Annotated in this window: 18 protein-coding genes and 1 other RNA gene; 14 read left to right on the top strand and 5 right to left on the bottom strand. The window is 56.4% G+C overall.

The window, feature by feature from the left end:
- Window positions 1-33 precede the first annotated feature (33 nt).
- The 3 genes from FCN45_RS15465 to zapA all read right to left on the bottom strand — a co-directional run bounded on the left by FCN45_RS15465 (window position 34) and on the right by zapA (window position 1,264).
- A complete protein-coding gene (locus FCN45_RS15465; protein WP_137386396.1) occupies window positions 34-630 on the bottom strand; it encodes a 5-formyltetrahydrofolate cyclo-ligase in 597 nt (198 codons plus the stop codon).
- A gap of 80 nt (window positions 631-710) precedes the next feature.
- Window positions 711-894: non-coding RNA, 6S RNA (gene ssrS, locus FCN45_RS15460), on the bottom strand.
- Between the two features lie 40 nt (window positions 895-934).
- Window positions 935-1,264: a cell division protein ZapA gene (gene zapA / locus FCN45_RS15455; RefSeq protein ID WP_007890288.1), complete on the bottom strand. Its 330-nt coding sequence runs from the start codon at window positions 1,262-1,264 to the stop codon at window positions 935-937.
- A 170-nt stretch (window positions 1,265-1,434) separates the two neighbouring features.
- Here zapA and FCN45_RS15450 point away from each other — a divergent pair, with 170 nt between their 5' ends.
- From FCN45_RS15450 to FCN45_RS15410, 9 genes are all read left to right on the top strand, one after another.
- Window positions 1,435-2,016: a YecA family protein gene (locus tag FCN45_RS15450; RefSeq protein WP_137386395.1), complete on the top strand. Its 582-nt coding sequence runs from the start codon at window positions 1,435-1,437 to the stop codon at window positions 2,014-2,016.
- A 50-nt stretch (window positions 2,017-2,066) separates the two neighbouring features.
- Window positions 2,067-3,389, top strand: coding sequence for a Xaa-Pro aminopeptidase (gene pepP / locus FCN45_RS15445; protein WP_137386394.1), 1,323 nt, complete (start codon window positions 2,067-2,069; stop codon window positions 3,387-3,389).
- Complete coding sequence (gene ubiH, locus FCN45_RS15440) at window positions 3,386-4,564, top strand: 2-octaprenyl-6-methoxyphenyl hydroxylase (RefSeq protein WP_137386393.1); 1,179 nt, start codon at window positions 3,386-3,388, stop codon at window positions 4,562-4,564. Before pepP ends, ubiH begins: the two co-directional genes overlap by 4 nt.
- A 20-nt stretch (window positions 4,565-4,584) precedes the next feature.
- Window positions 4,585-5,787: an FAD-dependent 2-octaprenylphenol hydroxylase gene (gene ubiI, locus FCN45_RS15435; RefSeq protein ID WP_101761951.1), complete on the top strand. Its 1,203-nt coding sequence runs from the start codon at window positions 4,585-4,587 to the stop codon at window positions 5,785-5,787.
- Window positions 5,788-6,209: 422 nt separating this feature from the next.
- Complete coding sequence (gene gcvT, locus FCN45_RS15430; RefSeq protein WP_137386392.1) at window positions 6,210-7,307, top strand: glycine cleavage system aminomethyltransferase GcvT; 1,098 nt, start codon at window positions 6,210-6,212, stop codon at window positions 7,305-7,307.
- Between the two features lie 24 nt (window positions 7,308-7,331).
- Entirely contained in the window at window positions 7,332-7,718 is a 387-nt protein-coding gene (gcvH, locus tag FCN45_RS15425) for a glycine cleavage system protein GcvH (RefSeq protein ID WP_137386391.1), read from the top strand.
- Between the two features lie 99 nt (window positions 7,719-7,817).
- Window positions 7,818-10,691, top strand: a complete 2,874-nt coding sequence (gene gcvP / locus FCN45_RS15420; protein ID WP_137386390.1) for an aminomethyl-transferring glycine dehydrogenase — start codon at window positions 7,818-7,820, stop codon at window positions 10,689-10,691.
- A gap of 185 nt (window positions 10,692-10,876) precedes the next feature.
- A complete protein-coding gene (locus FCN45_RS15415; RefSeq protein ID WP_137386389.1) occupies window positions 10,877-11,620 on the top strand; it encodes an SDR family oxidoreductase in 744 nt (247 codons plus the stop codon).
- Window positions 11,621-11,827: 207 nt separating this feature from the next.
- Window positions 11,828-12,481, top strand: a complete 654-nt coding sequence (locus FCN45_RS15410) for a hemolysin III family protein (protein WP_110867988.1) — start codon at window positions 11,828-11,830, stop codon at window positions 12,479-12,481.
- A 60-nt stretch (window positions 12,482-12,541) separates the two neighbouring features.
- Here FCN45_RS15410 and ygfZ read toward each other — a convergent pair whose 3' ends face one another.
- Window positions 12,542-13,525, bottom strand: coding sequence for a tRNA-modifying protein YgfZ (gene ygfZ / locus FCN45_RS15405; RefSeq protein WP_101761957.1), 984 nt, complete (start codon window positions 13,523-13,525; stop codon window positions 12,542-12,544).
- A gap of 218 nt (window positions 13,526-13,743) precedes the next feature.
- On the opposite strand from ygfZ, the gene sdhE reads away from it, so the two are divergent.
- Both sdhE and FCN45_RS15395 read left to right on the top strand, forming a co-directional pair.
- Window positions 13,744-14,010, top strand: a complete 267-nt coding sequence (sdhE, locus tag FCN45_RS15400; RefSeq protein WP_101761958.1) for an FAD assembly factor SdhE — start codon at window positions 13,744-13,746, stop codon at window positions 14,008-14,010.
- Window positions 14,011-14,044: 34 nt separating this feature from the next.
- A complete protein-coding gene (locus tag FCN45_RS15395) occupies window positions 14,045-14,404 on the top strand; it encodes a protein YgfX (protein ID WP_246862531.1) in 360 nt (119 codons plus the stop codon).
- Here FCN45_RS15395 and fldB read toward each other — a convergent pair.
- On the bottom strand, window positions 14,401-14,919 hold the full coding sequence (gene fldB, locus FCN45_RS15390; protein ID WP_101761960.1) for a flavodoxin FldB: 519 nt from the start codon (window positions 14,917-14,919) through the stop codon (window positions 14,401-14,403). The genes FCN45_RS15395 and fldB overlap by 4 nt on opposite strands.
- Window positions 14,920-15,019: 100 nt before the next feature.
- Here fldB and xerD point away from each other — a divergent pair, with 100 nt between their 5' ends.
- The 3 genes from xerD to recJ are packed head-to-tail and all read left to right on the top strand — an operon-like array spanning window position 15,020 to window position 18,383.
- Window positions 15,020-15,913, top strand: a complete 894-nt coding sequence (xerD, locus tag FCN45_RS15385; protein ID WP_008108233.1) for a site-specific tyrosine recombinase XerD — start codon at window positions 15,020-15,022, stop codon at window positions 15,911-15,913.
- Window positions 15,914-15,935: 22 nt separating this feature from the next.
- Complete coding sequence (dsbC, locus tag FCN45_RS15380; RefSeq protein WP_101761962.1) at window positions 15,936-16,649, top strand: bifunctional protein-disulfide isomerase/oxidoreductase DsbC; 714 nt, start codon at window positions 15,936-15,938, stop codon at window positions 16,647-16,649.
- A 6-nt stretch (window positions 16,650-16,655) separates the two neighbouring features.
- Window positions 16,656-18,383: a single-stranded-DNA-specific exonuclease RecJ gene (gene recJ / locus FCN45_RS15375; RefSeq protein ID WP_137386387.1), complete on the top strand. Its 1,728-nt coding sequence runs from the start codon at window positions 16,656-16,658 to the stop codon at window positions 18,381-18,383.
- The last annotated feature ends 79 nt before the right edge of the window (window positions 18,384-18,462 follow it).

The raw sequence follows: 18,462 nt of genomic DNA, 5'->3' as shown, positions 1-18,462 counted from the left end.
CAGGGCGCCATTGGCGCCCTTTGTTTTTCCTGCTCACGCTTCCCACTGCCATAGTTTCGATGGCGTCAGAATCGCGGGGAGCGGCACATCCCAGGCGGCGACCGGCAATGCTTCTACGCGCTGACAATCATGTGCGATGCCCACCGGAAGAAAACCATGCTGCTGCCAGTTTTGCAGCGTGCGATCGTAGAATCCGCCACCCATTCCCAAACGTTGGCCAGCATAGTCAAACGCCACCAGCGGCACCAGCATCACATCCAGCTGATCCAGCGTGGCCAGTTGCGTGATATCCAGCGGCGGTTCCGGGATGCGAAGTTTATTTGGCGCGAGTGGCGTTTCTGGCGTGTAACGGATAAACAGCAGATTGCCCGGCGAGAAGGGATGAAGCACCGGTAAGTAAACCTGCTTTTTTTGCTGCCAAAGTTTGGCGATCAGCGGGCGGGTGTTGATCTCTCCATCGACAGATAAAAACAGCGCAATGCGTTGGGCATTAGCGATCGGTGCAATGTTGATGGCGTGTTCAGCCAACTGATCGGCGGCTTGTTCCTGTTGCTCAGACGTGAGATTACGGCGCAAATGGCGCACATGCTGACGGATGTCTTGACGGTCGAGAAGGGAGGGCGCTGGCATGATATCTAAATCCCCGGAATAATCGCTTCTTAAAAGCGATTATATCATGCGAACCGGGGAAACAGACTTGCTACTAAATGGAGATCTCCGAGATGCCGCCGCAGGCTGTAACCCTTGAACCCTTGGTTCAAGGTGAACATGCCGTCACAACTATTAGGCTTCTCGGACGAACCGAGCATGCGCACAAATTGTGGAGCGTCACATTCTGTTGGTATGAAATATCGGCTCAGGGGACTGGCCCGCTTGCAAACATCTCAGAGAAAATTTACTTCACCGTCACTATAGCATGAGTGACCATGAAGCTTTATTCAAAATTAGGGCCCTGGCGGTCAGTTATGCGACCTTGCTCTACTAACGCTTGTTCAATGGTCTGCTGCAGCATGCGGATACGTTGTTCCATGTTTGCTGCATAGTCGCGCGTCTTACCTTTCTCTTGTGCCAACTCGTGGCAGATGTTTAACGCGGCGATGAACACCAGTTGCTCTGTATTGGTGACTCTAGTGCGAACTTTTAAATCTTGCAACCGTTGATTGAGATCCTCTGCGGCCAGATTCAGCGCATCTTGCTGTTCAGGCGGGCAATTCACTCTTAACGAACGACCAAAAATTTGAATATCTACTGGTTGTGCAGACATGCCACCATCCTAACTGATTACTTCGATCGCATCTCCCTTACCGGTCAATGGGTTGGGAGGTGCGAAACTATATATACCCGAGTTATAAGTTACAACCCCTTTTCTGGAAACCCAGAGGCACCTGGTGGTAGCATAACACGAACTTATTCTGCCAACGACGACCAAAGCTTATGTCTTTACAGAACGCAACGCCGAGTTACAACGCGCTGGCCGCGGCCCTTTCACAGCAGGGCGTGGGCATGACGCCAGCCGAAATGCATGGTCTCCTTTCCGGGATTCTGTGCGGCGGCAATCAGGATACCAGCTGGAAAACCATGGTTCACGATCTCACCAACGAAGGCATGGCGTTTTCGCAGAGCCTGTCTCAGCCGCTGCAGGCGCTGCATGAAAGCCTGGCGACCACGCTGGAAGACGAAGGTTTTATGTTCCAGCTGATGTTGCCGGAAGACGATGACATCACGGTATTCGATCGCGCGGATGCGCTGGCCGGTTGGGTAAACCACTTCCTGCTCGGTTTGGGTGTCGCGCAGCCGAAGCTGGAGAAAGTGACCGGCGAAACTGGCGAAGCGATTGACGATCTGCGCACCATCGCACAACTTGGCTATGACGAAGATGAAGATCAGGAAGAGCTGGAGCAGTCACTCGAAGAGGTGATTGAGTACGTGCGCGTTGCCGCTCTGCTGTGCCACGACACCTTCACGCGTCCGCATCAGCCAACGGCACCAGAAGTACAGAAACCTACGCTACATTAAGCGCGTCAATGCGGGTGCGTTGTGGCCCGTCTTCAACAGGGAGTGCAAACATGATTACCTTGGATACGTTTCAACAACGTCGTCAGGCGCTGATTGCCCGCATGGCGCCAGGCAGTGCGGCGTTAATTTTTGCTGCACCTGAAGTGACGCGCAGCAACGACACCGAATACAGCTTTCGTCAAAACAGCGACTTCTGGTACTTCACCGGTTTTAATGAACCGCAGGCGCTGCTGGTCTTAATCAAAAGTGATGATAAGCACAATCACAGCGTGCTGTTCAATCGCGTGCGTGACCTGACGGCCGAAATCTGGTTTGGTCGCCGCCTTGGCCAGGATGCCGCACCGGCGAAACTGGGTGTTGATCGCGCTTTGCCGTGGGATGACCTCGGCGAGCAGCTGCATCAACTGCTTAACGGCCTGGATGTGGTATACCACGCGCAGGGCGAATACGCAGAAGCCGATCAGCTGGTGTTCAGCGCGCTGGACAAACTGCGTCGCGGCTTCCGTCAAAACCTTAGCGCGCCCAACACAGTTACCGACTGGCGTCCGTGGGTGCACGACATGCGCCTGTTCAAAAGCGCAGAAGAGATTGAGATTCTGCGCCGCGCCGGAAAAATCAGCGCGCTGGCGCACACGCGAGCGATGCAAGCCTGTCGTCCGGGCATGTTTGAATATCAGCTGGAAGGCGAAATTCATCACGAATTCAATCGCCACGGCGCGCGTTTCCCCTCGTACAACACCATTGTCGGTTCGGGCGAAAACGGCTGTATTCTGCACTACACCGAAAACGAATCGGAAATGCGCGATGGCGACTTAGTGCTGATTGACGCAGGCTGTGAATTCCACGGCTACGCGGGCGATATCACCCGCACCTTCCCGGTCAACGGCACCTTCAGCGAGCCGCAGCGCGCCATCTACGACATCGTGCTGGCTTCGCTCAACAAAGCGTTGTCGATGTTTCGTCCGGGCATCAGCATCCATGACGTCAACGACGAGGTGGTGCGCATTATGATTACCGGCCTGGTCGATCTCGGCATTCTGGATGGCAACATCGATACGCTGTTTGAAGAGCAGGCGCATCGTCCGTTCTTCATGCACGGTTTGAGTCACTGGCTGGGGCTGGATGTGCACGATGTCGGCCATTACGGCACGCCAAGCCGCGACCGCGTGCTTGAGCCGGGCATGGTGCTGACGGTTGAGCCTGGCTTGTATATCGCGCCAGATGCCAAAGTACCGCCACAATATCGCGGCATTGGCATTCGCATCGAAGATGACATCGTCATCACCGCCGACGGCAACGAAAATCTCACCGACAGCGTAGTCAAAGACGCTGACGCGATTGAAGCCTTGATGGCGGCGGCACGTCACGCATGAGCATTTTGATTGCCGGCGGCGGCATGACCGGTGCGACTCTGGCGCTGGCGATTTCACATCTGACGCAAGGCCAACTGCCGGTTACCCTGATTGAGCGCAGCCAGCCCGACAGCCGCGCACATCCTGGCTTTGACGGACGCGCGATTGCCCTGGCGGCTGGCACCTGTCAGCAGTTAGCGGATATCGATCTGTGGCGCTCGCTGGCCGATTGCGCCACGCCCATCACCGATATTCACGTTTCCGATCGCGGTCATACCGGCTTTGTTTCGCTTAAAGCGCAAGATCATCAGGTGCCTGCGCTCGGTCAGGTGGTTGAACTGTTTGATGTCGGCCAGCGGCTGTTTCAACGCCTGCAAAAAGCGTCAGGCGTCACGCTGCGCTGCCCGGATCATGTAACTTCGGTAGCGCGTACGGCGGATAATGTGAAGGTGATGTTGAACAGCGGCGAACAGCTGGCAGGCGCATTACTGGTGGCCGCCGACGGTTCGCGTTCACCTTTAGGCGCGTCCTGCGGTATCACCTGGCAACGCGACGATTATCAGCAGTTGGCGGTTATCGCCAACGTGTCGACGCAGTTGCCGCATCAGGGCCGCGCCTTTGAGCGCTTTACCGAATACGGCCCGCTGGCGCTGTTGCCGATGTCTGGCAACCGCATGTCGCTGGTGTGGTGCCACCCGCTTGAGGCGCAAGCAACGATTAAGCAGTGGGATGATGCGACCTTCCTGCAAGAACTGCAGCGCGCATTCGGCTGGCGTCTGGGGCGCTTCACGCATACCGGTCAACGCGAGCATTATCCGCTGGCGCTGCAAACCGCTGAACGTCAGGTGACACATCGTCTGGCGCTGGTGGGCAACGCGGCGCAAACGCTGCATCCAATCGCCGGACAAGGCTTCAACCTGGGTCTGCGTGATGTGATGTCGCTGGCGGAAACGCTGGCAGGCGCATATCGTCAGCAGAAAGATCCCGGCAGTTTCGCGGTATTACAGCATTTTGCCGCGCGACGTCAGCCCGATCGTGCCGCCACTGTTGGCGTCACTGACGGTTTAGTCCGACTGTTTGCTAACCGCTATGCGCCGTTGGTAGCAGGACGAAATCTTGGGCTGGTGGCGATGGACCATCTGCCTTGGCTACGAAATCCACTTGCCGCGCGCACGCTCGGCTGGGTTAAGCGTTAAGCACGAATTAAGGGGCAGCAATGCAAACTTTTGATGTGGCAATTGCCGGAGGCGGCATGGTGGGTTTGGCCGTCGCCTGCGGACTCCAAGGCAGCGGCTTACGCGTTGCCGTGCTGGAAAAAGCACCCGAGCCACAGTTTGATCCGGCGGCCAATGCGTCGATTCGCGTCTCCGCCATCAACGCTGCCAGTGAACGTCTGCTGCAAAAGCTCGATGTCTGGTCGAGCATTCTGGCGCTGCGCGCCAGCGCCTATCACGGCATGGAAGTTTGGGATCAGGACAGCTTTGGCTCAATCAGCTTTGATGACGAGCAGCAGGGTTTATCGCATCTTGGCCATATTATTGAAAACGAAGTGATTCATAGCGCGTTGTGGCAGCGCGCCAGTCAGAGTAGCGATATCACGCTGTTTGCCCCGGCGCAGCTGCAGCAAGTAGCGTTTGGCGACAACGAAGCCTTCATTACGTTGCAGGATGGCAGCATGATGAGCGCACGTTTGCTGGTGGCGGCCGACGGCGCGAATTCGTGGCTGCGCGATAAAGCGGATATTCCGCTGACTTTCTGGGATTACGAGCATCACGCGCTGGTGGCGAACATCCGCACCGATATGCCGCATGATGCGATTGCGCGTCAGGTGTTTCACGGCGACGGTATTCTGGCGTTCCTGCCGATGCAGGATCCACACTTATGCTCGATCGTCTGGTCGCTCGCGCCACAGGAAGCGGCACGCCTGCAATCGATGCCGGAAGCGCTATTTAATCAGCAGCTGTCGGTGGCGTTTGATATGCGTCTTGGCTTGTGTCAGGTCGAGAGTGAACGTAAAACCTTCCCGTTGACGGCACGTTATGCGCGTAACTTTGCCGCGCACCGTTTGGCGCTGGTCGGCGATGCCGCCCACACCATCCATCCGCTGGCCGGGCAGGGCGTAAATCTCGGCTTTATGGATGCGGCTGAATTAATTGGTGAAATTCGTCGATTGCATCAGGAAGGCAAAGACATTGGTCAGCATCTCTATCTGCGTCGCTATGAGCGCAGCCGCAAGCACAGTGCGGCGATGATGCTGGCGGGGATGCAGGGTTTCCGCGAGCTGTTTGCTGGCACCCATCCCGCGAAAAAGCTGCTGCGTGATGTTGGCCTCAAGCTCGCCGACACGTTACCTGGCGTTAAACCGCTGATGCTGAAACAGGCGATGGGGCTTAACGATCTACCCAGATGGATACGCTAATCATCTCAGCTGACGGCGCCCAATTGGGCGCCGTTTTTCTTTCCTGCACCCCAATGATGCAGCGATGCACCGCGATCGCGCCTCGTTTGATTTATTCTAATTTGACGCCTTAATTCGCATTAGATTAATTTATGTCATAGCCCTGCGCATGCCGGACCATTTCTTAATCCTGTGGCGTGTATTCCCTAAATTTGCTGCATGAAAGTAATTTAGTCGTATTTTGTGCGAGGCTAATCACAATAATGCAGTGATTTATGCTGGGCGTTGTTCGATGATTTGATGAAAGGTGGTAGTGTTTCGCCCTCGTTTTCCTCATGGTTAATTGCCACATTAGGTGATAACTTCAGCACAAAGAGAACGTTTGCGTCAGCCTCATTAGGCGACGCAGGCGCGTCACACTCACTTGTCTTCACAGGATGGTTATGACTCAGCAAACGCCTCTATTCGAACAGCATCAGGCAAGCGGTGCACGCATGGTGGACTTCCACGGTTGGATGATGCCGCTGCATTACGGCTCGCAAATGGATGAGCATCACGCGGTGCGTAACGATGCCGGCATGTTTGATGTTTCCCACATGACCATCGTCGATCTGCACGGCGCACGCACCCGCGAATTCCTGCGCTATCTGCTGGCAAACGATGTCGCCAAGCTGACCCAGCCGGGCAAAGCCCTGTATACCGGCATGTTGAATGCCTCTGCTGGCGTCATTGATGATTTGATTGTTTACTTTATGAGCGAAGATTTCTTCCGTCTGGTGGTGAACTCCGCTACGCGAGAGAAAGATTTAGCCTGGATTAAACAGCATGCGCAGCCGTTTGGTGTTGAGCTGACCGAACGTGACGATCTGGCGCTGATTGCGGTGCAAGGTCCAAACGCGCAGCAGAAAGCACAAATGCTGTTGAGCGCCGCTCAGCGTGATGCCGTTGCCGGCATGAAACCCTTCTTTGGCGTGCAGGCCGAAAACCTGTTTATCGCTACCACCGGCTACACCGGCGAAGCGGGTTATGAGATTGCCATGCCAGCGACTGAAGCCGCCGCTTTCTGGCAGCAGCTGTTGGCCGCAGGCGTTAAACCGGCTGGACTCGGTGCGCGTGACACGCTGCGTCTGGAAGCGGGCATGAACCTGTACGGTCAGGAGATGGATGAGGGCGTTTCGCCGCTCGCCGCCAATATGGGCTGGACCATCAGCTGGGAACCTGCCGATCGCGATTTCATTGGCCGTGATGCCCTGCAAGCGCAGCGCGAGCACGGAACCGAAAAGCTGGTTGGCCTGGTGATGACCGAGAAAGGGGTGCTGCGTAACGGGTTAACGGTGCGCTTCACCGATCAACAAGGTCAGCCGCAGCAAGGTATTATTACCAGTGGTTCCTTCTCACCAACCCTGGGTTACAGCATCGCGCTGGCGCGTGTGCCAGCCGGCATTGGTGAGCAGGCGATTGTGGAAATCCGCAACCGTGAAATGCCAGTGAAAGTCACCAAACCGATTTTTGTTCGCGCCGGTAAGCCGGTTGCCCAGTAATTTTTTTTTCAGGAGAAATGGCCAATGAGCAATGTGCCAAATGAATTGAAATACCGCGATAGCCACGAATGGGTCCGTAAAGAAGCCGACGGCACCTTCACTGTGGGTATCACCGCACACGCACAGGAACTGCTGGGCGATATGGTGTTTGTCGATCTGCCAGACGTCGGTGCCACCTTCTCGGCCGGTGATGACTGCGCCGTTGCGGAGTCGGTGAAAGCGGCTTCAGACATCTACGCGCCACTGAGCGGTGAGATTGTGGCGGTGAACGACAATCTGGGCGATTCGCCAGAGCTGGTCAACAGCGCGCCGTACGCCGATGGTTGGCTGTTCCGCATCAAAGCCAGCGACGAATCAGAACTCGACGCGATGCTGGATGCCGATGCCTATAAAGCCGCAATCGACGAGTAACCGGTAGTGGCAGAAGGTGGCGCGCTGCGTCGCCTTCTTTTTTATCTGCCTGATTTAACGCCATTTTTGTAACCCAGCCCGATTCAGGATTTACTGCAAATGACCCAGACTCTCAGCCAGCTTGAACACAACGGTGCTTTCATTGAGCGCCACATCGGTCCTACGCCGGAACAACAGGCCTTAATGCTGGAAGCGATTGGTGCCAGTTCGCTTTCCTCATTGATCAGTTCTATTGTGCCTGCCGACATCCAACTGCCAGGCCCGCCTGCAGTAGGCATTGCGGCGACCGAGCAGCAAGCGCTGGCAGAGCTGAAAGCCATTGCCAGTCAGAACCAACGCTACAAATCCTGGATCGGCATGGGCTACAGCGCGGTGATCACGCCGCCCGTCATCCTGCGCAATATGCTGGAAAATCCAGGCTGGTACACCGCGTATACGCCGTATCAGCCAGAAGTGTCGCAGGGCCGTCTTGAGGCGCTGCTCAACTTCCAAACTCTGACACTGGATCTGACCGGTCTGGACATCGCTTCCGCGTCACTGCTGGACGAAGCGACCGCTGCTGCCGAAGCAATGGCGATGGCCAGGCGCGTTAGCAAACTGAAAACCGCCACCAAATTCTTCATCGCCGATGACATCCATCCACAGACGCTGGATGTGGTGCGGACTCGCGCAGAAACCTTTGGTTTTGAACTGATTATTGATCGTGCTGACAAGGCGCTGGATCACGACGATCTGTTTGGCGTGCTGTTGCAACAGGTGGGTACGCACGGTGAAGTGCATGATTACCGTTCACTGATTGCCGAGCTGAAAAGCCGCAAAGTGGTGGTGAGCGTCGCCGCAGATTTCATGGCGCTGGTGCAGCTAGAAGCGCCAGGCAAGCAGGGCGCAGATATCGTCTTTGGTTCTGCCCAGCGTTTCGGCGTGCCGATGGGTTACGGCGGACCACACGCCGCGTTCTTCGCCAGCCGCGACGAGCACAAACGCTCGATGCCTGGTCGCATTATTGGTGTATCGCGCGATGCCGCCGGGAACACCGCGCTGCGTATGGCGATGCAAACCCGCGAGCAACATATTCGTCGTGAGAAAGCCAACTCCAACATCTGTACATCGCAGGTGCTGCTGGCTAATATCGCCGGTCTCTACGCGGTGTATCACGGTCCGGTTGGCCTGAAACGCATTGCCTCACGTATTCACCGTCTGACCAGCATTCTGGCCGCGGGCCTGCAAAACGGTGGCCTGAAGCTGCGCCACAACAGCTGGTTCGATACGCTGACGGTTGAAGTGGCCGATAAAGCGGCGGTGCTGAACCGCGCGCAGAGCTTCGGCGTCAACCTGCGCAGCGATATCCACAATGCGGTTGGCATTACGCTGGATGAAACCACCGCCCGTGAAGATGTGCTGGCGCTGTTCGCCATTCTGTTGGGCGATGCGCACGGTCAGGACATTGATGCGTTGGATGCCGCTGTTGCTGCAGAAAACAGTGCGATTCCGGCTGGTCAGGTGCGTGAAAGCGCCTTCCTGACGCACCCGGTGTTCAACCGTCATCACAGCGAAACTGAGATGATGCGCTACATGCACAGCCTGGAGAAAAAAGATTTGGCGCTGAACCAGGCGATGATCCCACTCGGTTCGTGCACCATGAAACTTAACGCCGCGGCGGAGATGATTCCAATCACCTGGCCGGAATTTGCCGAACTGCATCCATTCTGCCCGGCTGAGCAGGCGTCGGGTTATCTGCAGATGATTGGCCAGTTGTCGCAATGGCTGGTGCAGTTGACTGGCTACGATGCGCTGTGCATGCAGCCCAACTCAGGTGCGCAGGGCGAATACGCCGGCCTGCTGGCGATTCGTCGTTACCACGAAAGTCGTAACGAAGGCGGCCGTAATGTTTGCCTGATCCCGAGCTCGGCGCACGGCACCAATCCGGCATCGGCGCAGATGGCGGGCATGTCAGTTGTGGTGGTGGCGTGTGATAAACTAGGCAACATCGATCTTGGCGATCTGCGTGAGAAAGCCGCGCAGGTGGGTGAGCAGCTGTCGTGCATCATGGTGACCTATCCGTCAACACACGGCGTTTATGAAGAAACCATTCGCGAGGTGTGCCAGATCGTGCATCAGCACGGCGGCCAGGTGTATCTCGACGGCGCCAACATGAATGCGCAGGTCGGTATCACCACGCCAGGTTACATCGGCGCGGATGTATCGCACCTTAACCTGCACAAAACCTTCTGTATCCCGCACGGCGGTGGCGGTCCGGGTATGGGCCCAATCGGCGTGAAAGCGCATCTGGCACCGTTCGTGCCAGGTCACAGCGTGGTGCAAATTGATGGCGTGCTGACACAGCAGGGCGCGGTATCTGCCGCACCGTTTGGTAGCGCATCGATTTTGCCAATCAGCTGGATGTATATCCGTATGATGGGCGCAGAAGGTCTGAAGCAAGCGAGTTCGGTGGCGATCCTGAACGCCAACTACATTGCCAGCCGTCTGCAATCGGCCTATCCGATTCTGTATGCCGGCCGCGATGGCCGCGTGGCGCACGAATGTATTCTCGACATTCGTCCGCTGAAAGAGCAGACCGGTATCAGCGAGCTGGATATTGCTAAGCGTCTGATCGATTACGGTTTCCACGCACCAACGATGTCATTCCCGGTTGCGGGAACGCTGATGGTTGAACCCACGGAATCGGAAAGCAAAATCGAGCTGGATCGCTTTATCGATGCGATGCTGGCTATTCGCATGGAAATCGATCGCGTTGCCGATGGCGAATGGCCGCTGGAAGATAACCCGCTGGTGAACGCACCGCACACGCAGACAGAAATCGTCGGCGACTGGGCGCATCCGTATACCCGTGAGCTGGCCGTATTCCCGGCCGGTAGCGCCAACAAATACTGGCCGACGGTGAAACGTCTGGATGATGTATTTGGCGATCGCAATGTCTTCTGTTCGTGTGTACCAATGAGCGAATACCAATAATTTAGCCGTCATACTTTGAGCCACAGCGGCGTTGGCTGCGCTCATTCACCCCGGTCACTTACTGATGTAAGCTCCCGGGGATGAACGAACTTGCCGCCTTGCTGTATCTCAAATTATTTAGGCTAAAGTTGCGGGTGATATTTATGAAAGGGCCGATTGTTCGGCCCTTTTTTGTGGAGGCAAAAATGGATCTGGCTTTGATTACCGGCGGTAGCCGCGGCATTGGACGCGCAACCGCACTATTGCTGGCGCAGGCGGGTTATCGCGTGGCGATCAACTATCGTCAGCGTGCAGCCGAAGCGGCAAGCGTGGTGGCAGAGATTGAAGCGCAGGGCGGCAGTGCGTTTGCGCTGCAGGCCGATATTGGCGATGAAGCGCAGGTCATACGTATGTTTGCCGAATTGGACCAGCAAGAGGGCGCGCTGCGAGTGCTGGTGAATAATGCCGGTATTTTGTTTACCCAATGTCGGGTGGAAGATCTGGATGCCGAACGTATTCAGCGCGTGTTCGCCACCAATGTCACCGGCACGTTCATCTGCTGTCGTGAGGCGGTAAAACGCATGGGCACGCATCATGGCGGCAATGGGGGCGCCATCGTCAATGTGTCATCCGCTGCGTCACGTCTCGGTGCGCCAGGCGAATATGTGGATTACGCCGCCTCAAAAGGGGCGATGGATACGCTGACTAAAGGGTTGTCGCTGGAAGTGGCATCGCAAGGCATTCGCGTCAACAGCGTGCGTCCTGGCCTTATTTATACCGACATGCACGCCGATGGCGGCGAGCCGGGTCGAGTCGATCGCCTGGCGAGCGCATTGCCAATGGGACGCGGCGGCCAGGCAGAAGAGATTGCTGCAGCAATTGCCTGGCTAGCGAGCGATGCCGCGTCATACGTGACGGGCACCTTTATCGATGCGGCTGGCGGACGATAATCACCAAGCCGGTATCAATACCGACCCCATAAAACAGTATCCGTGCGGAGTGTCGCCATGCATGGCGACCGATTCATTCAAACCCTCGCCTGTCACACCCACTCACAGATTTATTTTAGCGTACATGTGTACTCTGAAAATTATCCCGGTTACTCTGGTTGCTCAGAAATAGCACACTCGCTTTTTCCGTTGTTCAGGAATCCCCTCATGGTACAAACCCCAGTTATTGCCCAGGGCTACTCATTGGCCGAAGAGATCGCCAATAGTATCAGCCACGGAATCGGCTGCATTTTCGGCATCATTGGCCTGGTGTTGATGTTGACACAAGCCGTTGAATCCCAAGCTAACGTTACCGCGATTACCAGTTACAGCCTGTACGGCGGCAGCATCATTCTGCTCTATCTCGCCTCAACGCTGTATCACGCCATTCCCCATCAAAAAGCCAAATACTGGCTGAAGAAATTTGACCACTGCGCCATTTATCTGTTGATTGCTGGCACTTACACGCCGTTCTTGCTGGTGGGGCTCAATTCGCCGCTAGCACAAGGCTTAATGGTGGTGATCTGGAGCCTGGCGCTGGCCGGTATTCTGTTTAAAATCGCCTTTGCCCACCGCTTTGAAGCGCTGTCGCTGGTGACCTATCTCGGTATGGGATGGTTGTCGCTGGTGGTGATTTATCAGCTGGCGATCAAACTGTCGCCGGGCGGGATTTGGCTGCTGGCTGCCGGTGGCATTGTCTATTCGCTAGGAGTGATATTCTACGTCTCGCGCCGTATTCCTTACAGTCACGCCATCTGGCACGGTTTTGTGCTCGGCGGCAGCGTGTTGCACTTCTGCGCGATTTATTTTTACGTGATGTAAGCTCAATCCAGGTCGCCGAAAATGGCGACCTTACGTGTTTAGTACGGACCCGGCCCGCAATTATTCGGTTAATGAATACGGCAGCGGCTGAATGGTCAATTTGCCACTTTCGTCGCCTTCCACGCGCAATACGCTATCCGGCTCCAAATCATTATTCATCACCACCTGCACCCAAACGCTGCCGTCATCCAGCTGCACACCGCTCAATACGGTGCCGGTGCGACGCCATTTATCGCCCATCTGCAGCTCCATCGAACCGCCAACCTCCGGCACTTTGCTGGCTTTACCTGCCAGCCAATAGAGTGCGCGTTTGTTCGCACCGCGGAATTTGGCGCGTGCCACCATCTCCTGGCCGGTGTAACACCCTTTTTTGAAGCTGATGGCATCCAGCGCCTGTAGGTTAGTGGCTTGTGGAATCAACTGCGCGCTGGTGGCGCTTTCAATCACCGGAATGCCGGCTTCGATATCCAGCGCCAGCCATTGCAGGCTGTCGTTGAACTGCGCTTCTCCCGCCAGTTTCTCTTTCAACGCATTCGCCTGTTCTGGCGTGGTCACCAGCAGGAAACGTTCGGCTGGCTGATCAAACCACAAAAGCGTGCTCTCACCTTGCTGTACTACCGGCGTTTCGGCATCCGGCAGTGTGCTGAATACGCCTGCCAGCGCGGCGCGCGCCTGGAAACCGGCAACGCCGAGCAGCACCGCTTCATCGTCAGCCACGATGGTGACTTTGGCGAACACCGCGTATTTCTTCAGTTCGGTAAGCTGCTGCTCACGCAGGTTGCGACGCACCACGTAAGCGTAACCTTCGCTGCGATGGAACAGACGAATGTTGCTCCACATTTTGCCTTTGGCATCGCAGTGCGCGGCGGGACGATGCTGCGTCTCGCCCATCGCCGCGACATCCAGCGTCAACTGACCTTGCAGATAAGACGTGCTGTCGTTGCCTTGCACCTTAACCAGCGCCCATTCGTCGAGCGAAATCAGGGTTAAAGGCAGGCGTGACGATGCAGCAGGCTGGCGAGGTGGAAGGGTAAAAATCGACATGTCTCTTTCCTGATTAATGAGGTAATAGGTTGCAATGGTAAAAGAGCAGTGCGGCTTTGCAACCTGTTTACTGAATATGGCGCACAAATCGCGTGATACCCATTGCAAACTGGGGGATGTAACGCCGAGGTATTGCACAGGGTTAAGCACAGCGCCTGCAGCGAGAAAAAAAAGCAGGTACACTGAGCCCCACTGTTTTTAGTCATGGAACCTGAGACATGGAAATTAACGACAAAGCCCGCGTCCAATGGGCATGCCGTCGCGGCATGCTGGAGCTGGATATGGCTATCATGCCGTTTTTCAAATTTGAATATGATTCGCTGAACGACACCGATAAGCAGGTTTTTATCGCGCTACTAAAGAGTGACGATCCCGATCTGTTCAACTGGTTGATGAATCACGGTGAACCGGTTGATCCCGAGTTCAAACGTATGGTGAAACTGATTCAGCAGCGTAACCGTGAACGCGGTCCGGTGGCAATGTGATCTGCGAGCGTCACGCAGTGCGCGCGCACTGAATGTGACGCTTTCTCTACTGTGCACCGGTTTGCTGCTGGCGCTGGAGTGGCCTGACGCGTGGGCGTGGAGCAAAGCGCCGGTGTTAGTGCTGCTGCTGGCGGAGTGCTGGCGTAACGAGCGCCGTTTGGTACAGCGCGTAGGTCATTTGGGGCTGGACGTGACGGGCAATTGGCTGTGGCGCGGCGTGCGCTGGCGAGCGGAACGTAATGCGGATTGGTTGCCGTATGGCGTTTTGCTGGTGCTGCGTAATCAGCAGGGAAAACGCTGGCGGCTGTGGTTAATGCATGACAACCTGCCGCCCGGTGAATGGCGCACGCTGCGCGCCTGCTGTTTTCTAAGGGATGGTCAAACGCTGCCTTAAAGCAGCGCTGCGGTTTCCGTCAGAATCTGTTCGCACCACTGCTCAATGCGCTCATCGCTCTGTTCGAACTGGTTAACATCGTCGAGCGCCAAACCGACAAACTGCGTGCCATCGGCGGTCAGCGGTTTTTTGCTGGTGAACTCATAGCCTTCCAGCGGCCAGTAACCCACAAACTGCACGCCCATCGGCTGCAGCAGTTCGTGCAGCATGCCCAGCGCATCAAGGAACCATTCGGCGTATTCGCCCTGATCGCCCATGCCGTAAAGCGCCACGATTTTTCCGCGCAAATTCAGCGCCGGAATCTGCGGCCAAATCGCTTCCCAATCTTCCTGTAACTCACCGAAATCCCACGTCGGAATGCCAAGGATCAGCAAATCGTACTGCTCCATCAGCGACGGATCGTCATCTTTCAAATTGTGCAGCGTGACTAATTCTTCACCGATAAAGTCGCGAATCTTCTCCGCCGTCATCTCGGTGTAACAGGTGCTCGAACCATAAAACAAACCGATATTCATGCAATTAATGCTCTGTCTGAACCTGACTCGGGGGCAATTGTACCAGAAGCAGGCTACTTTCAGGCATAATGAGCACGATTTCACACGGGCGGAGAGTACAGTGCAGGACAGCGATCTGATCGAACAGTTTCTGGATGCGCTTTGGATTGAGCGTAATCTGGCGCAGAACACGCTCGCCTCTTACCGGCAGGATCTGCAAACGCTCACCGGCTGGCTGCATCACCACGATCGCACGCTATTAACGCTTGAAGCGCTTGATTTGCAGCAGTTTCTTGCCGAACGCGTTGAGGGCGGCTACAAAGCCACCAGCTCGGCGCGCACCCTCAGCGCCATTCGCCGCTTGTGCCAATACCTCTATCGGGAAAAAGTGCGCAGCGACGATCCCAGCGCGCTGCTGTCGGCACCGAAACTGCCGCAGCGTCTGCCGAAAGATCTCAGTGAAAACCAGGTCGAACGCTTACTGCAGGCACCGAGCATTGATGTGCCGCTCGAACTGCGCGACAAGGCGATGCTGGAGCTGCTGTACGCCACCGGTTTACGCGTAACGGAGTTGGTGGGTTTGACCATCAGCGATATCAGCCTGCGTCAGGGCGTGGTGCGCGTAATCGGTAAAGGCAACAAAGAGCGTCTTGTGCCGTTAGGTGAAGAAGCGGTTTACTGGATTGAATACTATATGGAACATGGTCGGCCGTGGCTGCTCAACGGGCAAACGCTGGACGTGATGTTTCCCAGCCAACGCGCGCAGCAAATGACGCGGCAGACCTTCTGGCATCGCATTAAACACTATGCGACCCTTGCCGGTATCGATAGCGAAAAGCTGTCGCCGCACGTGCTGCGCCACGCATTTGCCACACATTTACTGAACCACGGCGCCGATTTACGCGTCGTACAGATGTTGCTGGGCCACAGCGACCTCTCGACCACCCAAATTTATACGCACGTCGCCACTGAGCGCCTGCGTCTGTTACATCAACAGCATCATCCGCGCGCTTGAGATGCGGTAACAAGGATTTAAGATGAAAAAGCAGCTAACGATGCTGGCTCTGCTGGTCAGTGCATTCACTGGATTGGCGCATGCCGATGACAACGCTATTCAGCAAACGCTGAAAAAACTGGGATTGCAGCAGGCTGAAATCCAGCCGTCCCCGCTGCCGGGTATTAAAACGGTGCTGACCGAAAGCGGCGTGCTTTACGTCTCCGAAGACGGCAAGCACATGATTCAGGGCCCGCTGTATGATGTCAGCGGCACCCAGCCGATCAACGTTACCAACCAGCTGCTGGACAAAAAAGTTACTGCGCTGGCGCCAGACATGATTGTCTATAAAGCGCCGAAAGAGCAGCACGTCATCACCGTGTTCACCGACATCACCTGCGGCTACTGCCGCAAGCTGCATGAGCAGATGGCCGACTACAACGCGCTCGGCATCACCGTGCGCTATCTGGCCTTCCCGCGTGAAGGTCTGAATGGTCAGGTAGAAAAAGCCATGCGCGCCATCTGGTGCAGCGCCGATCGTAACAAAGCTTTCGATGCAGCAATGAAAGGCGATGCGCCGCAGATGGATGCGCCAGCGACCTGCAAAATCAATATCGAGCAGCAGTACAAACTCGGCATCCTGTTTGGCATTCAGGGTACGCCAGCCATTCTCACGGATAGCGGCATGATGATTCCTGGCTATCAGGGACCGCAAGAGCTGAAGCAGGTGCTTGACGGCCAGAAGCGTGGCGGTTAACGCACAGTGATTCATTCTGTTGAATTGCGTCGGCGCGAAGCCGAGACCGAAGCCAGCTTACCCGCTGATTTGCCCCCTTTGCTGCGCCGCTTGTATCTGCAACGCGGCGTGAAAGAGGCGATTGAACTGGAACGCGGCGCTAAACACCTGCTGCCGTGGCAAACGCTGGGCGGCATCGAAGCCGCCGTGACGTTGCTGCATCAGATGCTGCTGGCGGGCAAACGTATCGTGGTGGTGGGCGATTTCGATGCCGATGGCGCCACCAGCACCGCGTTAACCGTGCTGGCGCTGCGCAGCCTCGGCGGTAATGTGGATTATCTGGTGCCAAACCGTTTCGAAGATGGCTACGGTTTGAGTCCGGAAGTGGTCGAGCAGGCTAAAGCGCGCGGTGCGGAGATGATCCTCACCGTCGATAACGGCATCTCATCACATGCCGGAGTGGATACCGCGCATCAGCAGGGCATTCCGGTGCTGGTTACCGATCACCACTTGCCGGGCGAAACCTTGCCCGCCGCCGAAGCGATTGTTAATCCGAACCTCAACGACAGCGAATTCCCTTCACGTTCGCTGGCGGGTGTTGGCGTGGCCTTCTATCTGATGCTGGCGCTGCGTGCGCACCTGCGTCAGCAAAACTGGTTTAGTGAGAGCCGAGCCGAGCCAAATCTGGCGGAGCTGCTGGATCTGGTGGCGCTGGGCACCGTGGCCGATGTGGTGCCGCTGGATGCCAACAACCGCATTCTGGTGTGGCAAGGTTTGAGTCGTATTCGCGCGGGCAAATGCCGTGCCGGGATTCGCGCGCTGCTGGAGATTGCCAACCGCGATGCGCGCCAACTCGCCGCCAGCGATCTCGGTTTTGCCGTGGGTCCGCGCCTGAATGCTGCCGGTCGTCTGGATGATATGTCGGTCGGCGTGGCGCTGCTGCTCACCGAAGATATTTCCCAGGCGCGCATGCTGGCGAATGAACTCGATGCGCTGAATCAGACGCGCAAAGAGATTGAGCAGGGCATGAAGAGCGAAGCGCTGGCGCTGTGCGATGAGCTGGAGCGTCAGCATACCGATCTGCCGCTTGGACTGGCGTTCTACCATCCCGAGTGGCATCAGGGCGTGGTGGGGATTCTGGCGTCGCGCCTGAAAGAGCGCTTCCATCGCCCGGTGATCGCTTTCGCCCCCGCCGGAGACGGCACGCTGAAAGGTTCGGGCCGCTCAATTGCGGGTTTGCATCTGCGCGATGCGCTGGAGCGTCTCGACACGCTGTTCCCTGGCTTAATGATCAAATTTGGTGGTCACGCTATGGCGGCCGGATTGTCACTGGAAACCGCGAAGTACGAGGAGTTCCGTGCGCGATTTGCCGCGTTGATTGATGAGTGGCTGGATGGCGAAGCGTTGCAGGGCGTGATTTGGTCGGACGGCGAACTGCATGCGCAGGAGTTTACCCTGCATACTGCCGAAATGCTGCGCGAGGCTGGTCCGTGGGGCCAGGCATTCCCGGAACCCGTGTTCGATGGCAAGTTCAAGCTGTTACAACAGCGGTTAGTGGGCGAGCGTCATTTGAAAGTGATGGTCGAGCCGCTCGGCGGCGGCCCGCTGTTGGATGGGATTGCCTTCAACGTGGATACCACGTTGTGGCCAGACAGCAGCGTGCGTCAGGTGCAGCTGGCCTATAAGCTGGATATCAACGAATACCGCGGCAATCGTTCGGTGCAATTGATCATCGATCACCTTTGGCCGTTGTGATTCACCACCAATAACGCGCAATGCATCGCGCCGCTACCTGTGCACGTATCCGTAGCGGCGCGATTTATCGCGCTCAGTT

Source organism: Pantoea sp. SO10, from assembly GCF_005281435.1.
Classification (GTDB): Bacteria; Pseudomonadota; Gammaproteobacteria; order Enterobacterales; family Enterobacteriaceae; genus Pantoea; species Pantoea leporis.
This window is presented reverse-complemented; position numbering and strand designations above follow the sequence as displayed.

Coding starts and splice junctions, on each gene's coding strand:
- FCN45_RS15465 (WP_137386396.1), bottom strand. CDS start 630: ATGCCAGCGCCCTCCCTTCTCGACCGTCAAGACATCCGTCAGCATGTG.
- zapA (WP_007890288.1), bottom strand. CDS start 1,264: ATGTCTGCACAACCAGTAGATATTCAAATTTTTGGTCGTTCGTTAAGA.
- FCN45_RS15450 (WP_137386395.1), top strand. CDS start 1,435: ATGTCTTTACAGAACGCAACGCCGAGTTACAACGCGCTGGCCGCGGCC.
- pepP (WP_137386394.1), top strand. CDS start 2,067: ATGATTACCTTGGATACGTTTCAACAACGTCGTCAGGCGCTGATTGCC.
- ubiH (WP_137386393.1), top strand. CDS start 3,386: ATGAGCATTTTGATTGCCGGCGGCGGCATGACCGGTGCGACTCTGGCG.
- ubiI (WP_101761951.1), top strand. CDS start 4,585: ATGCAAACTTTTGATGTGGCAATTGCCGGAGGCGGCATGGTGGGTTTG.
- gcvT (WP_137386392.1), top strand. CDS start 6,210: ATGACTCAGCAAACGCCTCTATTCGAACAGCATCAGGCAAGCGGTGCA.
- gcvH (WP_137386391.1), top strand. CDS start 7,332: ATGAGCAATGTGCCAAATGAATTGAAATACCGCGATAGCCACGAATGG.
- gcvP (WP_137386390.1), top strand. CDS start 7,818: ATGACCCAGACTCTCAGCCAGCTTGAACACAACGGTGCTTTCATTGAG.
- FCN45_RS15415 (WP_137386389.1), top strand. CDS start 10,877: ATGGATCTGGCTTTGATTACCGGCGGTAGCCGCGGCATTGGACGCGCA.
- FCN45_RS15410 (WP_110867988.1), top strand. CDS start 11,828: ATGGTACAAACCCCAGTTATTGCCCAGGGCTACTCATTGGCCGAAGAG.
- ygfZ (WP_101761957.1), bottom strand. CDS start 13,525: ATGTCGATTTTTACCCTTCCACCTCGCCAGCCTGCTGCATCGTCACGC.
- sdhE (WP_101761958.1), top strand. CDS start 13,744: ATGGAAATTAACGACAAAGCCCGCGTCCAATGGGCATGCCGTCGCGGC.
- fldB (WP_101761960.1), bottom strand. CDS start 14,919: ATGAATATCGGTTTGTTTTATGGTTCGAGCACCTGTTACACCGAGATG.
- dsbC (WP_101761962.1), top strand. CDS start 15,936: ATGAAAAAGCAGCTAACGATGCTGGCTCTGCTGGTCAGTGCATTCACT.